This is a genomic window from Shinella sp. 20P9.1.1 (assembly GCF_057798995.1).
The window spans coordinates 37,027-56,590 of record NZ_JBYOLC010000011.1; the positions used below are offsets into that span (position 1 = coordinate 37,027).

A 19,564-nucleotide genomic window follows, 5' to 3' on the forward strand; every position below is an offset into this window, starting at 1 on the left:
GAAGACAAAGGGATTTCTTACTTGGCGCTGCGCAGGCGGCTTTCGGTGAGGAGGCCGTTTTCGTCGAGGATCGGATAGGCGACGGAGACGAGGTGGGCATTGACGCGCTTGAGGTCGCGCAGCATGTCCAGATGCAGCGAGCTCGTCTGGAGGCTGTCGAGACGGCCGTCGCGCAGGCGCTCCAGATGCCGCTCGGACGATTGTTTCTCCATGCGCCGCACATCGACCTTCACCTCCATCAGCTGACGGGCAAGGCCGGCATCGCGTGTGACGAAAATCGTCTGGGCGATGCGCAGGTTCTCGATCGTCAGGTTGAAGAGATTGGCGAGTTCCTTGTAGCCGTCCTCGGAGAATTTCAGGCCGTTGGCGATCTTCTTGCGCACCTGCTCCTGCAGGCCTTTCTCGATGATGTCGCCGACATGTTCGAGATTGATGGCATAGTCGATGATGACGATAGAGCGCGCCGCGCATTCGCCGGTCACACCCTGGCGGCCGAGGCGGGAAAGGTAGATCTTCACTTCCTGCTGAAGGGCATCGACCTGGCGCTCCAGCTCGCCGATATCCTTCATCGGCGCGAGGTTGTTGTCGTTGAAGGCGCGCATGGTGCGGATCAGCATGGATTCGATGAGATCGCCGACGCGTAGCACCTCGCGCGTCGCACCCGAAAGCGCCACGACCGGGCTCGAAAGCGCGGTATCGTCGAGATATTTCGGCCCGGTCTCCGGCTGCTTCTCTTCGGGAATGAGTTTTTCCATGAGCCGCGACAAGAGACCGGAGAGCGGGAAAAGCACCAGCGCGACCACCACATTGAAGGCAAGGTGCACGTCGACGGGCAGTTTCGAGGCGGGAATGGGCAGGGTTGCAAGGAGCGCTGCGACCTGGCCGGCAAAGGGCAGGACGACGAGGCATCCGACACCGCGCACCAAAAGATTGCCGAGCGTGACGCGCCGCGCCGAAGCGGTCGATTTCAGCGTCGCGATGACGGGTGGAACCGCGCCGCCGAGATTGGCGCCGAGCACGAGGATGACCGTGAGCGCCGGCGACAGAATACCCATGGCCGTCAGCGACAGGATCAGCACCACCACCGCGAGGCTGGAAGACGAGATGATCGCCAGCACCGTCGAGAAAGCGAGCGCGACCGGCCAGGCGCCATCGAGCAGCTTCAGGAAGGCGGCAAGCGCCGGCGATTGGCGCATCGGCTCGGTCGCCAGGCTGAGCAGGTGCAGCGACAGAAGCATGAGGCCGATGCCGACCAGCGCGGAACCAAGGCCCTGCCGCGCGGTGGAACTGCTCGATTTGTAGAGCACGACACCGACGAGGATGATCAGCGGCGAAACCGATTCGATACCCGTGGCGACAAGCCATGCCGTGACTGCCGTGCCAACATTGGCGCCGAGCAGCACGATCTGCGCCATGCGGGCGCGCACCAGATTGCGCTCGACGAAGGAGGACACCATCAGCGCCGTGGCGGTGGAGCTTTGCAGGGCGATGGTCGCGACGAAGCCGGCGAAGAAGGAACGGAACGGCCCGCGCGTGCCGAGTGCCAGCCCGGAGCGCAGTTTCACGCCGAAGGCCCGCGTCATGCCATCCTTCACCTGTGCGAGGCCGAACAGGAGCAGCGCGACCGCGCCGAACAGGTTGATCATGACAACAGTCGATTCCACCGTAATATTCCTCCTGCCACTCGGAAGGGACTCAAACCCGCCTCACCCCGTATCGGATCACGTTCCACGCCGTACCGATAGGGTATTGCGACAGGAATACGTCAATAATTTCAAAAAAATTTGTTTCGCCGACGAACAAAATCGGCATGCGATATCCGATCAGCGCCGGGCGTGATTTTCCCGTAGCATCAAGGCGGTCTGCGCACTTCAATTCGCGCAAACTTTCCGATAAGAGACGAACTCCGGCCGCATGGCCGCCGATATTGAGGAAATGTAGACGATGCTCGAAGCCCTGAGAAGCGCTGCCCAGACCTGGGTGGCAAAAGCCCTGATGATCGTATTGGTCGGTTCCTTTGCGATCTGGGGTGTTTCGAGTTCGCTGGTGACGGGCGCATCGAATTCCGTCGTCACAGTCGGCGATGTCAGCGTGTCCCCGACGGATTTCCGCCTCGCCTATGAGCGCCAGGTCGCAACGCTGTCGCAGCGCTTCGGCACGCGCCTCAATGCCGAGCAGGCCCGCGCCTTCGGCGTCGAAAACCAGGTCTTTGCCGAACTCGTCGCGGGTGCCGCGCTCGATCAGCTGTCGCGCGACATGAACCTCGGCCTATCCGAAGGCCGCCTTGCGCAGCTGATCGCCGACGATCCGGCCTTCAAGGGCGTCAACGGCCAGTTCGACCGCACCGCCTTCTCCGCCGTGCTGCGCAATGCCGGCCTGCGCGAGAACGATTATATCAACAACCGCAGCCAGGTCGCCGTGCGCACGCAGATCGTCGAAGCGGTGTCCGACGGCTACAAGGCGCCGGACGCGCTGACCACCGCGCTGCGCCAGTATCGCAACGAATCCCGCACCATCGATTTCCTGCTCTTGAGCAACGCCAATATCGATCCGATCAAGACGCCGGGCGACGACGTGCTGGCGCCCTGGTTCGAACAGAACAAGGCGAAGTACCGCGCGCCTGAGTACCGCAAATTCGTCTATGTCGCGCTGGAACCGAAGGATCTCGTCGACACCGCCGCCATCACCGATGACATGGTGAAGGCCGAATACGAGCGCATCAAGGACAAGTACCGCACGCCGGCCACGCGCACGATCGAGCAGCTGACCTTCAAGGACCGCGCCGCCGCCGATGCCGCCGCCGCCAAGCTCGCCGCCGGCACGACCTTCGACGCGCTGGTGACCGAAGAGGGCAAGACCGCAGCCGACGTGCTGCTGGGCGATTTCACGCAGGCGAACGTTCCCGACCAGAAGCTTGCCGAGCCGGCCTTCGCCATTGCGGCAAACGGCGGCACGACGCCCGTCATCGACGGCACCTTCGGCCCGATCATCCTGCGCGTCACCAATATCCGTCCGGAAACCACCAAGACCTATGACGAGGTCAAGGAAGAGCTGCGCAACGAGCTTGCGCTCTCGGAAGCCGCCGACGGCATTCTCGCCGTGCACGACCGTATCGAGGATAGCCGCGCCGAAGGCCTGACGCTGGCCGAAGCCGCCGCCAAGAACAACCTCAAGGCCGTCACGGTCGACGCCGCCGACGCGCAGGGCAACGACCAGAAGGGCGAAGAGATCGCCGCCCTTCCGGAAAAGGCTGCCCTGCTTGGCGAAGTCTTCAAGACCGATGTCGGCACCGAAACCCAGCCGATCAATGTCGGCCGCGAAGGCTATGCCTGGTTCGAAGTGCTCGACGTCATCCCGGATCGCGACCGCACGCTCGACGAAGTGCGCGACCGTGTCGTTGCCGACTGGACGGCCGAGCAGCAGCGCCAGGCGCTCGCCAAGAAGGCAGGCGAACTGGCCGAACGCGTACGCAAGGGCGGGGATCTCGCCGCCATCGCCAGCGAGTTGGGCCTGACCGTCGAAAACAAGACGGGCCTGCACCGCGGCGCACAGGACGCGATCCTCAGCCCGGCGACCATTGCCTCGGCGTTTTCCGGCCCGGTCGGCACGGTCGCCAACACGCCCGGCACGGATGGCGAAGGCCAGATCCTGCTGAAGGTGACGGAAGTCAATGCAGACGCGACGACCGACGCGCTCTCCAACGACGAGCAGCAGATCGAAGCCGTCGCCCGCGCCAGCGGCGACGACATCCTCGACCAGATGGTGAGCGCGCTCCAGACGTCCTACGGCGTTTCGATCAACCGCACGCTCGCCGAGCAGAACATGACGCGATAGAGTTTGTCCGGGAAAAGTGGAAACCGGTTTTCCCGACAAGACAAACGACAACAAGGAAATCGAGAGCCTGTCCGGTTCGGAATGAACCTGACAGTCTCTAGGGAGACGCAAGCCGCATGTCCGACCTGAAACCCTTCATCGCCAAGGTCGCCGCCGGCAACGCGCTGGACCGCGAAGAGGCTCGCGGTGCCTTCGAGATCATCATGTCGGGTGCCGCCACCCCCTCGCAGATCGGCGGTTTCCTGATGGCGCTGCGCGTGCGCGGCGAGACCGTGGACGAGATCTACGGCGCCGTCGGCTCCATGCGCGCCCGCATGCTGCCGGTCAGCGTCCCCGCCGATGCCATGGATATCGTCGGCACGGGTGGTGACGGTGCGGGCACCTACAACATCTCGACGCTCGCAGCGATCATCGTCGCGGGTGCCGGCGTTCCGGTCGCCAAGCACGGTAACCGCGCGCTGAGCTCGAAATCCGGCACGGCGGATGCCCTCTCCTGCCTCGGCGTGAAGCTCGATATCGGCCCGGCCGAAATCGCCCGCTGCGTGCACGATGCCGGCCTCGGCTTCATGTTCGCCCAGCTGCACCATTCCGCCATGAAGCATGTCGGGCCGTCGCGCGTCGAGCTCGGCACGCGCACGATCTTCAACCTGCTCGGGCCTCTGTCCAATCCCGGCGGCGTCAAGCGCCAGTTGCTCGGCGTCTTCTCGCCGCACTGGCTGGTGCCGATCGCCGAAGTGATGCGCGACCTCGGCTCGGAAAGCATCTGGGTCGTGCATGGCGAAGGCCTCGACGAGATCACCACCACGGGCACGACCCAGGTCGCAGCCCTCGAAGACGGCAAGATCCGCACCTTCGAACTGACGCCGGCCGATTTCGGGTTGCCGCAGGTGGTGCTGGACGATCTGCGTGGCGGTGACGGCACGCACAATGCCGCAGCCCTCCTCTCCGTGCTCGGCGGCGCGCATATGCCCTACCGTGACATCTCGCTCGCAAATGCTGCCGCCTCTCTCGTCGTCGCCGGCAAGGCGGAGACGCTGAAGGACGGCATGCGGCTCGCAACCGAATCGCTCGAAAGCGGCCGTGCCCGTACCGTGCTGGAACGCCTCGTTGCGGTTTCCAACGAAGGCGCGGCGGAGTAGGATTGGCCATGACCGATATCCTGAAGAAGATTGAAGCCTACAAGCTCGAAGAGATCGCCGCCGCCAAGGCGCGTGTCGCCCCGGCCGAGCTGCGCGCCCGCATCCGCGATCAGGAGCCGCCGCGCGGCTTCTTCGCCAGCCTCAAGGACAGACAAGCGCAGGGCCAGTTCGGCCTGATCGCCGAAATTAAGAAGGCGAGCCCTTCCAAGGGGCTGATCCGCCCGGATTTCGATCCGCCGGCCCTTGCCAAGGCCTATGAGGCCGGTGGTGCCGCCTGCCTCTCCGTGCTCACGGACACGCCGAGTTTTCAGGGCGCGCCGGAATTCCTGACCGCCGCCCGCGAGGCCTGCGCGCTTCCGGCATTGCGCAAGGATTTCATGTTCGACAGCTACCAGATGCTGGAAGCCCGCGCCTGGGGTGCGGATTGCATCCTGCTCATCATGGCTTCGCTCAGCGACGACACGGCCAAGATGCTGGAAGATGCCGCCTTCTCGCTCGGCATGGACGTGCTGATCGAGGTGCATGACGAAGAAGAGATGGAACGGGCGCTGAAGCTCAAGTCCAAGCTCGTCGGCATCAACAACCGCAACCTGCGCACCTTCGAAGTCGATCTCGCCGTTTCCGAAAAGCTCGCCGGCATGGTGCCGGACGATCGCCTGCTCGTCGGCGAAAGCGGAATCTTCACCCATGCCGATTGTGCGCGCCTCGGCAAGGTCGGCATCTCCACCTTCCTCGTCGGCGAAAGCCTGATGCGCAAGGTCGATGTGACGGCAGCAACGCGCGAACTGCTGACCGGCTCCGCCGGCATGCTGGCGGCGGAATGATGGCCGAAAACGGCCGCACGCTCACCCATATCGGTGCCTCCGGCGAGGCGCACATGGTCGATGTCGGCGACAAGGCCGAGACCGTGCGCATTGCCGTGGCCGAAGGTTTCATCCGCATGGCGCCGGAAACGCTCGACCTGATCCTCAAGGGCGACGCCAAGAAGGGCGACGTGATCGGCACGGCACGACTGGCCGGCATCATGGCCGCCAAGCAGACGTCCAATCTCATCCCGCTCTGCCACCCGCTGATGCTGACTAAGGTGACGGTGGATATCCGTGAGGATCGCGCCTTGCCCGGCCTGCGCATCGAGGCCATGGCGAAGCTCACCGGCCGCACCGGCGTCGAGATGGAGGCGCTGACCGCCGTCAGCGTCGCGTGCCTCACAATCTACGACATGGCCAAGGCGGCCGACCGCGAGATGGAGATCGGCGGCGTGCGCCTTGCCGAAAAGTCCGGCGGCCGCTCCGGTGATTACAAACGCAGAGATCTCTGATGTCCCTCCTCCCCGTTGCCGACGCCCTCGACCGCCTGCTTTCCGCGGCCAAGCCCACGCAACGGACGGAAAAGGTTTCGCTTCATGAAGCGGACGGCCGCGTGCTGGCTGAAGACGTCGCCGCCCGCCTCACCCAGCCGCCTTTCGACAATTCCGCCATGGACGGCTATGCCGTTCGCCACGCCGATATCGCCGAACTCGGATCGATCCTCAAGGTCGTCGGCACCTCCGCGGCTGGCCATGCCTTCGACGGCACAGCCGGCCCCGGCGAGGCCGTGCGCATCTTCACCGGCGCGCCAATGTCTGCCTTCGCAGATACCGTTCTGCTGCAGGAAGACGCGGAGAAGCTGGAGGATGGACGCATCCGCACCACCTTCCTCACGCCCAAAGGCCGCCATATCCGCCCGCGCGGCCAGGATTTTTCGGAACGCGACGTGCTGCTCAAGGCCGGCGATATGCTCGATGCCGGCCGTCTCACCGTCGCCGCTGCGATGAACCACGCCGAGCTCACGGTCTACGCCCGCCCCCGCATCGCCGTGCTCGCTACGGGCGACGAACTCGTCACGCCCGGCACATCGCCCGGCACAAGCCAGATCATCGCCTCCAACACCTATGGCGTCTCCGCCATCGCGCGCGCTTCCGGTGCCGAGATCATCGACCTCGGCATTGTCGGCGACGATAAAAAGGCGATCCTCGAGGCCGTGCAGAGGGCACTTGCCTTGGATATCGACGTGCTCGTCACACTCGGCGGCGCCTCGGTCGGCGATTTCGATCTCGTGCAGCCGGTGCTCGGCGAAGCCGGCATGGAACTCGATTTCTGGCGCATCGCCATGCGTCCCGGAAAACCGCTGATGGTCGGCCGCCTTGGCGATATCCAGATCGTCGGCCTGCCGGGCAATCCCGTCTCCAGCCTCGTCTGCGCGCTGCTTTTCCTGGAGCCGCTGACGCGCCGCCTCGCCCGCCTGCCGGCGAATGACCGCGTTTACAAGGCCGTCACCGCCGTGCCGGTCAAGGAAAACGACCACCGGCAGGACTACATTCGCTCCCGCATCACCCGCGGGCCGGATGGAGATTTGCAGGTGACGCCCTTCGACAAGCAGGATTCTTCGATGATGCGAATCTTCGCGGAATCCGAAGGCCTGCTCATCCGCCCGCCGAACGCGCCCTCCGTCGAAGCCGGCGTTGCTTGCGACGTCCTTATGGTACGCCAGCCACCCCCCTGAACAGTATTATTGTTTCAGCAGCCCCTTGCGGAACACAAATGGAACAGATAGTGTCTGTTCTGGATTTGTTTCACGATTCTCGGTGGAGAGACCATGCTGACGCGCAAACAACAGGAGCTGCTCCTGTTCATTCACGAGCGTATGAAGGAATCCGGTATTCCGCCGTCTTTCGACGAGATGAAGGATGCCCTGGATTTGGCCTCCAAATCCGGCATCCATCGCCTCATCACGGCGCTTGAAGAGCGCGGCTTCATCCGCCGCCTGCCGAACCGGGCGCGGGCACTGGAAGTCATCAAGCTTCCCGAGGCCTATTCACCGATCCAGCAGCCCCGCCGTGGGTTCTCACCCACCGTCGTAGAAGGCAGCCGCGGCAAACAACCGATGGCGCCGGCGCCCTCCCAGCGTGTCGCAACACCGCAGTCCGATCTCATGCCCTCCTCGGTCTCCGTACCTGTCATGGGCCGCATCGCCGCCGGCGTGCCGATCTCCGCCATCCAGAACAACACGCATGATATCACTGTCCCGGCCGAAATGATCGGCGTCGGCGATCACTATGCGCTCGAGGTGAAGGGCGATTCGATGATCGAAGCCGGCATCTTCGATGGCGACACGGTCATCATTCGCGATACCAGCAGTGCCAATCCCGGCGAAATCATCGTAGCCCTCGTCGACGATGAAGAAGCCACGCTGAAGCGCTTCCGCCGTAAGGGTGCGTCGATTGCGCTGGAAGCCGCAAACCCTGCTTATGAAACCCGCATCTTCGGTCCGGATCGCGTCAAAATCCAGGGCAAGCTTGTGGGCCTTATTCGGCGCTACAACTAACCAGGCCAAACTCGAGACGTCGTAAGTGCCCCGAGGGCATTAGCTTTCATGGACTGTGCGGCCTTCGAGGTGAAGGTGCGGGAGCTTTTGGTTCAGGAAATGGTTTATGCTGCCGGCCAACTCAGCTGCTCAATTCAGAAGTCGCTCGAAATGGCTGCGTCGGTTTCATTGATTTCGCCTTGAGTATCGCGTTGAGGGCGTTCTCCCTCTGCGTTGCCACTCGTATACGTTCCGGTTCGCCAATCATAAGTCCGATGGCGCGACCACGGGCGATCCAGCGTTTCGATAGCTGGTATTATGCTGGCTTCCAGTATGAACGGTGCATTTTCCTCTTCGCCGGGGATGATTTCCAGGGCGCCGGTGCGCCGAAGATGGCGAGCGGTGATGAGCCTTGCGCCGGAGCGGCAAGCGGCGGTCCGAAGCGGCGCCTGCGTGACGACGACGTCTGCGGCGTCGCAGGCCGTGCCAAGAAATGCGACGTCGTCAAGCGTGACGATGCGCCATTCGTTTGGTGAAACAGCCACGCAGAAAGCCTTCGTCTCGCAGATGAAACCCGCCTGGCTTGCTGCCGCGTCGAACGCAGACGCCATGGCCGCTTTCGCCTTTTCGCGGTTTGCCCGGTGGCGTGACGATTTTCGCTTTTTCGCGGTTTCGACAGCGGTAGCTTCCTCTTCAACTGTCAAACCGGCGGTCTTTCTCATCGTCGGCTTGACGACGTCGCCCAGCCGCAGGGCCCGGCGCCATTGCGCGTAGACGAAATCCGGCGGACGGGCACGGTTCGTCGCAACGCCATCGTCGCGCAGGATAGCAACGAGGCGACCGTCCTCCGAGATCAGGACCTCGGGTCTTACGGGATCACCCGGCCAGAATGCGATGGCAATGCCGATCAGCACGAGCAATGTACCGGCATGGCGAAGGCGTGTGCGCAGGATGCAGACGAGCCCGCCGCCAAAACCGATCAGCAGGAAGGCGGCAGGCGGAATGCGGCCGGTGACGATCTCGCCCTTCCAGCTGGCGACCCAGTTGGACAGGGCGATCATCCACTCGATCCCCTTGCCCATGATGGCGAAAGGAATGGCATCCAGCCCGAAGGGCATCAGCAGCACGGCGACAAGGCCGAACGGCATGACGATGGCGCTGATGGCGGGCATGGTGAGGAGGTTGCCCGCCAACCCGTAGGCCGGAATCCGGTTGAAGTGGCCGATCGAATAGATCAGCGTCGAAAAACCGCCGATCAGCGAGGAGAGCATCAATCCGCCAAGGAAGCGGCCGGTCGAACCGCCGGCGGCCCGCAACATGCCGCCCCGGCCTTCCCGTTTCACCGGCCGCTCGCGCCATGCCGCATAGCCGGCGACGAGCCCCAGCGTTGCGGCATAGGACATCTGGAAACCGGGATTGGTGATGGCCGAGGGCGTGACCACCAGAATGAGGATGGCCGAAAGGGCGACATTTCGCAGGCTGATCGCCGACCGTCCGAACAGCACGGCGACGAGCATGACGCAGATCATGATCCACGAACGCACCGCCGAAAGTGCCCCACCCGACACGAGTATATAGAGCGTCACCATGACGAGCGCCCCGACGGCGGCGATTTTCTTTGCCGGATATCGCTCGGCAAAGCCGGGGATCAGTGCCATCAGCATGCGTGCGCCGACAAGAAATGTGCCGGCCGCAAGCACCATGTTCAGCCCGGAAATCGCCAACACATGGGCAAGCCCCGCCTGCCGCAACGCCTCCACCGTTTCCGGGCTGATCGCACGCTGTTCGGCCGTCACCAAGGCGGCGGCGATCGCGCCGGCATCGCCATCGATCCGGCTACGGATATGCTCGGTCAGATTGTTGCGCCACGTCGCGATTTCCTGCCGGATCCGCTCCTCCAGACCGGCCGGCGCCGCTGCAATCCGTTCGGGCGCCTGGTAGAAATAGCCGACCGCCCCGGTGCCGGCGAAATAGGCGTCGAAGGCAAAATCGTTGAGCCCCGTCAATGCGGGACCGGAGGGCGGATTGAGCCGCGCGCGGCCAGCAATGCCGTCGCCGATCACGATCGGTTCGTGCCTGTTGCGGGCGAGAACCGTCACCACATCAGGCGCACGTTTCAAGGTGGGATCGCGTGTCGCCGTAAGGGCAATGCGATAGCGGATTGCACCTCGCCCGTCGCTTTCGCGCGACAGCACGCGGCCGGTGATCTCGGTGGTCACGGGCGCATCGAGCAGGACGGTGTCGAGCCGGGCACTTTCGAAGGCCGCCAGCAGCATGCCGATGGGCACGAGAAACGCAGCGCCTGCGGCAAGCGCTCGCCAGTCTTCCCGGTGTCGCAGGCGCCAGGCAGGCCAGAAGGTGATGAAAGCGATGAAAAGGAGGGCGAGAACGGAGGGATTGGAGATAGCCGCAAACCAGAGTGCTGCTCCCGCGCCGAGGAAGACCGGCACGAAGAGAAAGAAATGGCCGTGTGCCCGCTCCTCCGCAAAGGCGGCGTGCACGTCTCGCCACGGCAGGAGGACGTGGCGAAGGCGGCCTTCGATCCGCCCCAGAGTGGCTAGCGGCGCTTTCGGACGTGCACCATCCTCGAGCACTGCCGGTGGCGATGAGACATCGGAAAGCGTCCGCCAGGCATCGGCCTCGCGCAGCGCATCCCGTCCCTCCGCCTCCTTCACCTTGGCCATGGCCTCGGCCCCTTTTCCTGCCACCATAATGCAATCGACGACAAAAATCCTCAATCAACAGTAGGCGCGAAAAATACTAAGCCAGCAAGAAAGGATGCGCCCTCCGCAATTGCGCGAGCACTCTCAAAGGTTGCTTGCAACTTCACCGAAACGGTAGATATTGCGTTGCCGGAAAGCTTATTTTCGCAGTGCACAATTTGCCTTTGGTATCGCTTGGCAGGGCACCGTAAATGGGCTAGCAAAACGAGCATGTTCATGGGTGCGGCACAACTGCGTGCCACCATTCGAAACAACGGAGGATCGTCATGACAGGAACTAGCGCGGGTGTATCGATCGGTGGCAAGACAGTTGAGCTGCCGACGCGATCCGGGACGATCGGCCCCGATGTGATCGACATTGGCACCCTCTACAAGAATACCGGCGCCTTCACCTACGATCCCGGTTTCACCTCCACGGCCTCCTGCGAATCGAAGATCACCTATATCGACGGCGACGAAGGCGTGCTGCTGCATCGCGGCTACCCCATCGACCAGCTGGCCGAACATGGCGACTTCCTGGAAGTCTGCTACCTGCTGTTGTACGGCGAACTGCCGACGAAGTCCCAGAAGGACGATTTCGATCACCGCGTGACGCACCACACCATGGTGCACGAGCAGATGAGCCGCTTCTTCACCGGCTTCCGACGCGACGCGCATCCTATGGCTGTCATGTGCGGCTGTGTCGGCGCGCTCTCGGCCTTCTACCATGACTCGACCGACATCACCGATCCGCACCAGCGCATGGTCGCGTCACTGCGCATGATCGCCAAGATGCCGACGATCGCCGCCATGGCTTACAAGTACCATATCGGCCAGCCCTTCGTTTACCCGAAGAACGATCTCGACTATGCGTCGAACTTCCTGCGCATGTGCTTTGCCGTGCCCTGTGAAGACTATGTGGTGAACCCGGTTCTGGCCCGCGCCATGGACCGCATCTTCATCCTGCATGCCGACCACGAGCAGAACGCATCGACCTCGACGGTTCGCCTTGCCGGCTCCTCCGGCGCCAATCCGTTCGCCTGCATCGCCGCCGGCATTGCCTGCCTCTGGGGCCCGGCGCATGGCGGTGCCAATGAAGCCGCACTCAACATGCTCGCCGAAATCGGCACGGTCGATCGCATTCCGGAATATGTCGCCCGCGCCAAGGACAAGAACGACCCGTTCCGCCTGATGGGCTTCGGCCACCGCGTCTATAAGAACTACGACCCGCGCGCCAAGATCATGCAGAAGACGACGCATGAGGTCCTCGGCGAACTCGGCATCAAGGACGATCCGATGCTGGAAGTCGCGATGGAACTCGAGCGCATCGCGCTGACGGACGAGTACTTCATCGAGAAGAAGCTCTACCCGAACATCGACTTCTACTCCGGCATCACGCTGAAGGCGCTGGGCTTCCCCACCACCATGTTCACCGTGCTCTTCGCGCTCGCCCGCACGGTCGGCTGGATCGCCCAGTGGAACGAGATGATCGAAGACCCGGAACAGCGCATCGGCCGTCCGCGCCAGCTCTATATCGGCGAGCCGAAGCGCGATTACATGCCGGTCTCCAAGCGCTGATCGCAGCGATCCTGAAAAGAAAAAGCCCGGTCAGTTTTGACCGGGCTTTTTTGTTGCGAGAAGATCGAGGATCACCGCCGCGCCGGTCTCACCGGGCGGGCGCGGCGTTTGCATGCGGTCATAGACGAGGTCATAGCCTTCCAGCATGGCGCGACGTTCCGCGGTATCGGCCGACAGGCGCTCGAACCAGCGGGCGAGGCTGCCGGGGCGGACCTGCTCGTTCAGATATTCCGGTACGACCGTATAGTCCGCGATGAGATTGGGGATCGCCGCGGTCCAGACCTTTATCCTGCGAAGAAAGAGATTGGCCAGCCAGTCGAACCTGTAGGTGGAAATGACAGGCACGCGGGCGAGCGCCAGTTCCAGGATGACCGTGCCGGACGCCGCGATGGCCGCATCCGCTTGCGCAAAGGCCTGCCACTTCTCGTCCTGCGAGACAGTGATGACAGGCTTCACCGGCCAATCGGCGGTCAACCGCCGCACCAGCGCCTCCTGACGCGGCACGGTGGGCAGGAGGAAGCGAGTACCCGGATTGCGAAGCGAAAGCTCCCTTGCCGTTTCACCGAACACCGGAAGCAAGCGGGTGATTTCCGTGGAACGGGAACCGGGAAGCAGCAGGCACATTTTTTCCGCAGGGCCGCGATCGGCACGGGAAAGCCGGGCGGCGCGAACCTCGAGGACCTGCGGATCACTGATCAGGCGATGGCCGACATAGATGGTCTCGGGGCCGCCGAGGCGCTGCATGGCGGCGGGCTCGAAGGGCAGCAGGGCGAGCACGCGATCGACATAGCCCCGCATGCGCGGTGCGCGCTCTTCCTTCCACGCCCACACACTCGGGCAGACATAATTGACGACGGGCAACTCCGGCAGGGCCTTGCGCACACGACGCGCGACACGATGGGTAAAATCCGGGCTGTCGATGATGATGAGCAGATCGGGACGGGCGGCGATCAGGGCGTCCGCCGTCTGGCGAATGCGGCGCAGCAGCGACGGAAGGCGTTTGAGCACCTGCGAAATGCCCATGATGGAGAGTTCGGAGAAATCGAACAGGGATTTCAGGCCCTGCCGCTCCAGCGCCTCTCCACCGACGCCGACGAGGCCGATAGGGCCGGCATAGGCCTCCCGCAGCGCCGCGATCAGGTCGCCGCCCAGAAGGTCGCCGGAGACTTCGCCGGCGATAATGCCGATCTTGAGCGCCTTGTCTGACATGCCTTCACTCCGTTCGCGATGGCAGGATGCCGGTGACAAAAAGGCCTTGCGCATCCGCTTCGGCCACCATAGCTGCGCGCTCCAGCACCAGCGAGCGTCCGGCCTCCACGGCAATGCCGGCTAGGCCCGCGGCCCGTGCCCGCCGCAGCGTTTCGAGGCCGATCGACGGCAGGTCGGCGCGTAAGTCCTGTCCCGGCTTGCAGAGCTTGACCAGCACGCCCTTGCGCCGCTGGGAAATGCGTCCCTCGGCGCGCAGCTGCGCTACGCGCTCCAGCATGCCGTCCGTGCCCTCCGCGCCCTCCAACGCCACCACGCGGCCACCCACGGCGACGGCGCCCTGACCCACATCCAACCGGCCGAGCGCCAGTGCAGCGGCGGAGGCGGCCGCGATATCGCCTTGCGCAGCGGCATCCGGCGTAACGGCTCCAAGAGGTCCTTCTGTACCAAGGAGATCAGGCACGATTTCATGCGCACCGACGACGCGCACTCCCTCGCTCTCGATCAGGCGGATGACCATCTTCAGAACGGTATCGTCGCCGCCATTCATGAGCGTTCGCACGACGGAGGGAGTGGCCAGCAGCGCCTTCCAGGGGGCATGAATATCCCGCCATTCCGGCCGGCGACGCACGAAGCCGGAAAGCACGGCGCGGCCGATGCCCTTCGCCCGGAACGCGGCGCCGATGCCGGCATAATTGCCTATCGAAATCGCCTCATGGTCGAAGTCGGACCAGTTTTCAGCGGATTCGTTGCTGAGAGCGAGAATATAGGGATTTTCGCCGCGGGCGCGGGCAGCATCCGCCACATAGCGCGGTAGCAGGCCGCCGCCGGCGATGATGGCCAGCCGGCCGTGTTTCTCGGCCCGGCCGTCCGTCATGGTGGTCAGCCCTTGCCCCGGTTGGGCGAGGAGAGCGCGCGGTCGCTGTCGGCGGCGATGAAATCGAGGATGTGCATGACCGGAACGCTGCCGGCATACTCATCGCGGATCGCCGCAGCATTGACGCGGATCGAGCCTTCGCCTTCGAAAATCTGCTTGAAGGCGCGGCGCACCTCGTGGATCGCCGCCTTTTCGATACCGGAGCGGCTCATGCCGACGACATTGAGACCGCCGAGAATGCCCGGATTGCCGTTCAGCATGCCATAGGGAATGACATCGTAGGACACCGCCGAGAGGCCGCCGATAAAGGCCTGGCGGCCGATGCGGGTGAACTGGTGCACCGCCGAGCCGCCGCCCAGAATGACGCGATCCTCGACCACGACATGGCCGGCCAGCATCACATTGTTCGACATGACGATATGGCTGCCGAGAATGCAGTCATGCGCCACGTGGGAATTTGCGAGAAAGAGATTGTTGTCGCCGATAACAGTCTTGCCGCCGCCTTCGGTCGTGCCGGTGTTGACCGTCACGCCTTCACGGAAGGTGCACTTCTCTCCGACGGTGAGCGTGGTTTCCGCCCCGTCATGGTGCAGGCTCTGCGGATCGCCACCGATCACTGCATTGGAAAAGACGCGGCAGCCGCGGCCGATAATCGTGCGCCCGGTGACGACCGCATGCGCGAGAAGCTCCACGTCATCGTGCAGAACGACCTTCGGCCCGACATAAGAGAAGGGGCCGACGACGACATTCTCGCCGATGACCGCTCCGTCTTCCACGACGGAGAGCGGATGGATCTTCGCGCTGGCGGCAATCATTTTCAGGCGTCTTCCTTTTTCACGATCATCGCGCCGATATCAGCTTCCGCGACGAGTTGCCCATCAACTTTTGCGTCGCAATGAAACTTCCAGATATTGCCGCGCTGCTTCTGCTTGACGACGTGGAACTCGACACGATCGCCGGGCACGACCGGCTTGCGGAAACGGGCATTGTCGATCGTCATGAAATAGACGAGGTTCGACCCCGAACGCGACTTGCGCGCGCAGATCGCGCCGGCCGTCTGCGCCATGCCTTCGATGAGCAGGACGCCGGGCATGATCGGGTGGTCGGGGAAATGGCCCATGAACTGGGGCTCGTTCACCGTGACGTTCTTGATGCCGATCGCCGAGTTGTCGTCGTCGATCTCGATGATCTTGTCGACGAGCAGGAACGGATAGCGGTGGGGAAGCAGCGTGAGGATCTCACGCAAATCAGCCACGCCGAGCGTCGCCTTGGTTTCTTCACTCATCGTTGCCCCCCTTTTTCTGGACTCGAGTGCTGGAGCGCGTGACAATTTCCGCCATGTCGCGCAGGAAATCGCGCATCGGGCGGGCCGGAACCCCGCCATATTTCTCGCCCGCCGGAATATCGGCGATGACACCGCTCATCGCGGCGATTTGCACGCCGTCGCCGATGGTGATGTGGCCGTTGATGCCGGACGCGCCGCCGATCATCACGCCATCACCGATGCGCGTGCTGCCGGCAATGCCCACCTTGCTGACGATGCCGCAATGGCGGCCGATGCGCACATTGTGGCCGACCTGAACCTGGTTGTCGATCTTCGTCCCCTCGCCGATCACCGTATCGTCCATCGTGCCGCGGTCGATCGTCGTGTTGGCGCCGATCTCGACATGATCCTGGATGATGACGCGGCCGATCTGCACGATCTTGATCATACCGGGCTTGAGGCCGGGCGCATAACCGAAACCGTCCTGGCCGATGCGGGCGCCGGGATGAATGATGACATTGTTGCCGATAAGCGCACACTGAATGGTCGCGCCCGCCGCAATGGTGCAGTCGCGCCCGATCTTCACATTCGCCCCGATGATCGCGCCGGCGCCGATATGGCTGCCCTCGCCGATCTCGGCACCCGCGCCGATGACGGCCATGGGCTCGACGGAGACGCCCGGTTCGAGGCGTGCGGCGGGATCGACATAGGCTGCCGGGGAAATCGAAGCCGTCGCGGAGGTCATCGCTTCGGGGCGCATCGCTGACGGATACAGAAGCTCGCCTGCCCGCGCGAAATCCGTGTGTGGACGCTTCGAGACCAGAACGGCAATGTGCGCGGGTATCAGAGAAACCAGCGCACGATCGCAAAGGATCACCGTCGCCTCGCTCGTCTCGAGCTCGGTGCGAAATTTGCGCGAGAGAATATAGCAGAGATCGCCTTCTTTCGCCCGGCTGACGGGCGAAACGCTGCGCACGATGCGATCGGCATGCGCGGCATCGGCAAGTTCCGCCCCAAGCGCACTCGCGAGGTCGCCCAGACGAAGTCCGTCGTGGGGCGGAAAAAACCGGGTATGCTCCATCGGCAAGTCTCCAGAACGTCCGTGTGCTCTGAGGTTCTGGACGGCCGTCGTCAGAACTGCGTCGCGATACCGAACTTGAAGCGCTGCGTATCGTCGTACTTTTCCTTCTTGATCGGAATAGCATAGTCGAAACGCAACGGACCAAACGGCGAGGCCCAGATCACGCTGGCGCCGACGGAGGCGCGCAGGCTCATATCCGTGCCCTGAACCTTGTCCGAAGCGGCAGTCTTGACCTCGTTTCCGTACAACGTGCCGGCATCGACGAAGACGGCACCACGGAAGCCGGAGTCACGCGCAATACCCGGGATCGGGAACGACGCTTCGGCAGAAGCCGTGAAATACGTCGTGCCGCCGAGCGAGTCGCCCGTCGACGTCGCGCGCGGACCGATACCGCCCGACTCGAAGCCACGTAGGTCGTTTGCCGACAGCGTGAACTGGTCGTAGACCCGCGTGGTGCCGAAGCCCCACATATGACCGCCGCTCACGGCAACCGAGCCGATAACGTCAGCATCTTCCATTAGCGTGTGGAAGTAACGGGCCTTACCGTAGATCTTGTAGTATTCGGAATCACCACCGAGGCCGGCAACTTCCTGCGTAATCTGAGCAAAGATGCCATCACGCGGCAGCGTCCGATCGTCGATCGTGTCATAGGTCAGGCTATGCGCGACTGCAGAGCGAACCCAGGGACCGTTGTTGACGACATCCTGGTATGGCGTAGACAGCTTGGCCAGATTACTGGAGTTATAATCTAGGCGCGCATAGTTGTAGCGGAGCGTCGTCGAGAGGTCTTCGGCGATCGGCGCCGTTACGCGCAGAGTGAAGCCCTTCGTGTTGAGCGTGTAATAATCTTCGCTCTCGTCCTTGTTGCTGAAAATATCAAAACCAGCAGCAAGGCGATAACCGAGGAAATAGGGCTCGGTGAACGACAAGCTGTAGTCGCGCGAATTGCGGCCCGTGCCGGCAGCAACGCGGATATACTGACCGCGGCCGAGGAAGTTCTTTTCCTCGATCGAGGCTTCGATCTTGAAGCCGCCGTTCTTACCTGTTTCGTAGCCTGCGCCGATGCCAAACGAACCGGTCGACTGGTCCTGAACGTCGACGACGAGCACGACGCGGTCGGACTGGCTGCCCGGTGCGGTCGTGATGTTGACGGACGAGAAGTAACCGAGCGCTTCCAGGCGACGCTTGGCGCGCGTGATCACTTCCTGGTTGAAGGCGTCGCCTTCACCAATATCGAACTCGCGGCGGATGACGTAGTCGCGCGTGCGGCTGTTGCCGCGGATTTCGATGCGCTCGACATAGGCGCGCTCGCCCTGATCTACGAGATAGTCGACGGCGATCGTGCCGTTGCCGAGGTCGCGGTTGCCGCGCGGCGTCACGCGGGCGAACGGATAACCGGCAGCCGCGACGCGCTGGGAAATCGCGGACATCGTGTCCTGCACATCCTTGGCGCGGTACGTCTTGCCTTCGCGGGTCTCGATGAGACCCTTCAGCTCTTCGGGATCAATGCCTTCGACGGTCGATTCGACATTCACGCCACCGAAATTGTAACGCTGACCTTCGTCCACCGTAAAGGTGACGACATATTCGTTCGAGGCTTCATCCAGCACAGCTTCCGACGAAACGACGCGGAAGTCGGCATAACCGTTGTTGAAGTAGAACTGGCGCAGCGATTCTTCGTCGGCGCGCAGCTTTTCTTCGCTGTAAACGTCCTTGCGGGTCAGGAACGACAGGAAGTTCGACTTCTTGGTGACGATGACGGCCTGCAGGCGGCCATTGCTGTAGGCCTGGTTGCCGACAAAGTTGATCTGCGAAATCTTCGTGCGGTCACCTTCATCGACGACGAAGGCAAGGTTCACACGGCCGTTGCCGAGCGGATAGGTCTGCGTCGTGACCGTGGCGTCGCTGCGGCCGATCGAGGCATAGGCGTCGCGGATCGTCTGCTTGTCGGCTTCGATCGCGGTTTCGCTGTACGGACCGAGCGACTGCGAACGCAGCAGGCCGACGAGCTTTTCGTCCTTGATCTTCTTGTTGCCGTTGATGACGACCTGGTTGATCAGCTGGTTTTCATTGACGCTCACGACGAGCGTGCTGCCGGAAACCGAAATCTTCACGTCCGAGAAATAGCCGGTCGCAAAGAGGCGGCGCACGGAGGCGTCGATATCGGCGTTCGAGAAGCTCTTGCCCGGCACAATGGTGACATTGGCCTTGACCGTTTCAGCACTCACACGATCCGCACCGCGGACCTGGATGCTGCGGATCGTGGCCGCTTCCGCGACGGATGCGGAGACAAGCGTGGCAAAAGAGCCGCCCGTGACAACCATACTGGCCGACAATGCAACGGCCGACACGGCGTTCAAAAAGTTTGAACCAGCTTTCATCTTCACTACTTACCTTCGTTTCAACGTCCCGGCGGGCGTGCACCCGAGTCCGGTCACGTTTGCCGTTTTAACCGCTTTTGCCATACAAGCAAGGTCACGCGTTAATTTCTGTTTACTTCAATTCAAACCGTGGCCCTAAGGCCACTACCTGCGTTTCATTA

At 62.9% G+C, this 19,564-nt stretch carries 15 protein-coding genes; 7 read left to right on the top strand and 8 right to left on the bottom strand.

Annotated elements, in window-relative coordinates; genetic code table 11:
* Positions 1–17: 17 nt before the first annotated feature.
* Positions 18–1,664, bottom strand: a complete 1,647-nt coding sequence (locus AC27VQ_RS18645; protein ID WP_421592467.1) for a Na/Pi cotransporter family protein — start codon at positions 1,662–1,664, stop codon at positions 18–20.
* A 280-nt stretch (positions 1,665–1,944) separates the two neighbouring features.
* Between AC27VQ_RS18645 and AC27VQ_RS18650 the strand changes: the two genes are divergently transcribed.
* The 6 genes from AC27VQ_RS18650 (at position 1,945) to lexA (ending at position 8,336) form a co-directional block, all read left to right on the top strand.
* A complete protein-coding gene (locus tag AC27VQ_RS18650) occupies positions 1,945–3,834 on the top strand; it encodes a peptidylprolyl isomerase (RefSeq protein WP_488717457.1) in 1,890 nt (629 codons plus the stop codon).
* A 116-nt stretch (positions 3,835–3,950) separates the two neighbouring features.
* Positions 3,951–4,973 (top strand): anthranilate phosphoribosyltransferase, encoded by a 1,023-nt coding sequence (trpD, locus tag AC27VQ_RS18655; protein WP_488717458.1) that lies wholly within the window; start codon positions 3,951–3,953, stop codon positions 4,971–4,973.
* A gap of 8 nt (positions 4,974–4,981) precedes the next feature.
* Positions 4,982–5,797 carry an indole-3-glycerol phosphate synthase TrpC gene (gene trpC, locus AC27VQ_RS18660; protein ID WP_488717459.1) on the top strand — a complete coding sequence of 272 codons (816 nt, stop codon included), beginning with the start codon at positions 4,982–4,984 and terminating at the stop codon, positions 5,795–5,797.
* Positions 5,797–6,291, top strand: coding sequence for a cyclic pyranopterin monophosphate synthase MoaC (moaC, locus tag AC27VQ_RS18665; protein WP_488717590.1), 495 nt, complete (start codon positions 5,797–5,799; stop codon positions 6,289–6,291). Before trpC ends, moaC begins: the two co-directional genes overlap by 1 nt.
* Positions 6,291–7,514 (top strand): molybdopterin molybdotransferase MoeA, encoded by a 1,224-nt coding sequence (locus tag AC27VQ_RS18670; RefSeq protein ID WP_488717460.1) that lies wholly within the window; start codon positions 6,291–6,293, stop codon positions 7,512–7,514. Before moaC ends, AC27VQ_RS18670 begins: the two co-directional genes overlap by 1 nt.
* Before the next feature lie 93 nt (positions 7,515–7,607).
* Complete coding sequence (lexA, locus tag AC27VQ_RS18675; RefSeq protein ID WP_488717461.1) at positions 7,608–8,336, top strand: transcriptional repressor LexA; 729 nt, start codon at positions 7,608–7,610, stop codon at positions 8,334–8,336.
* 134 nt (positions 8,337–8,470) lie between these two features.
* Here lexA and AC27VQ_RS18680 read toward each other — a convergent pair whose 3' ends face one another.
* Positions 8,471–10,999: a ComEC/Rec2 family competence protein gene (locus AC27VQ_RS18680; protein ID WP_488717462.1), complete on the bottom strand. Its 2,529-nt coding sequence runs from the start codon at positions 10,997–10,999 to the stop codon at positions 8,471–8,473.
* Positions 11,000–11,304: 305 nt separating this feature from the next.
* Between AC27VQ_RS18680 and gltA the strand changes: the two genes are divergently transcribed.
* Entirely contained in the window at positions 11,305–12,594 is a 1,290-nt protein-coding gene (gene gltA, locus AC27VQ_RS18685) for a citrate synthase (RefSeq protein WP_313531317.1), read from the top strand.
* Between the two features lie 30 nt (positions 12,595–12,624).
* Here gltA and lpxB read toward each other — a convergent pair whose 3' ends face one another.
* From lpxB to bamA, 6 genes are read right to left on the bottom strand one after another with little or no spacing between them, the layout of a single operon-like run.
* On the bottom strand, positions 12,625–13,803 hold the full coding sequence (lpxB, locus tag AC27VQ_RS18690) for a lipid-A-disaccharide synthase (RefSeq protein ID WP_488717463.1): 1,179 nt from the start codon (positions 13,801–13,803) through the stop codon (positions 12,625–12,627).
* Positions 13,804–13,807: 4 nt separating this feature from the next.
* Positions 13,808–14,677, bottom strand: a complete 870-nt coding sequence (locus AC27VQ_RS18695) for an LpxI family protein (protein WP_488717464.1) — start codon at positions 14,675–14,677, stop codon at positions 13,808–13,810.
* Between the two features lie 5 nt (positions 14,678–14,682).
* Complete coding sequence (gene lpxA, locus AC27VQ_RS18700) at positions 14,683–15,498, bottom strand: acyl-ACP--UDP-N-acetylglucosamine O-acyltransferase (protein ID WP_488717591.1); 816 nt, start codon at positions 15,496–15,498, stop codon at positions 14,683–14,685.
* Complete coding sequence (gene fabZ / locus AC27VQ_RS18705; RefSeq protein WP_257950766.1) at positions 15,495–15,962, bottom strand: 3-hydroxyacyl-ACP dehydratase FabZ; 468 nt, start codon at positions 15,960–15,962, stop codon at positions 15,495–15,497. Before fabZ ends, lpxA begins: the two co-directional genes overlap by 4 nt.
* A complete protein-coding gene (gene lpxD, locus AC27VQ_RS18710; protein ID WP_488717465.1) occupies positions 15,955–17,022 on the bottom strand; it encodes a UDP-3-O-(3-hydroxymyristoyl)glucosamine N-acyltransferase in 1,068 nt (355 codons plus the stop codon). Before lpxD ends, fabZ begins: the two co-directional genes overlap by 8 nt.
* Positions 17,023–17,072: 50 nt before the next feature.
* A complete protein-coding gene (gene bamA / locus AC27VQ_RS18715) occupies positions 17,073–19,403 on the bottom strand; it encodes an outer membrane protein assembly factor BamA (RefSeq protein ID WP_488717466.1) in 2,331 nt (776 codons plus the stop codon).
* Positions 19,404–19,564 lie beyond the last annotated feature (161 nt).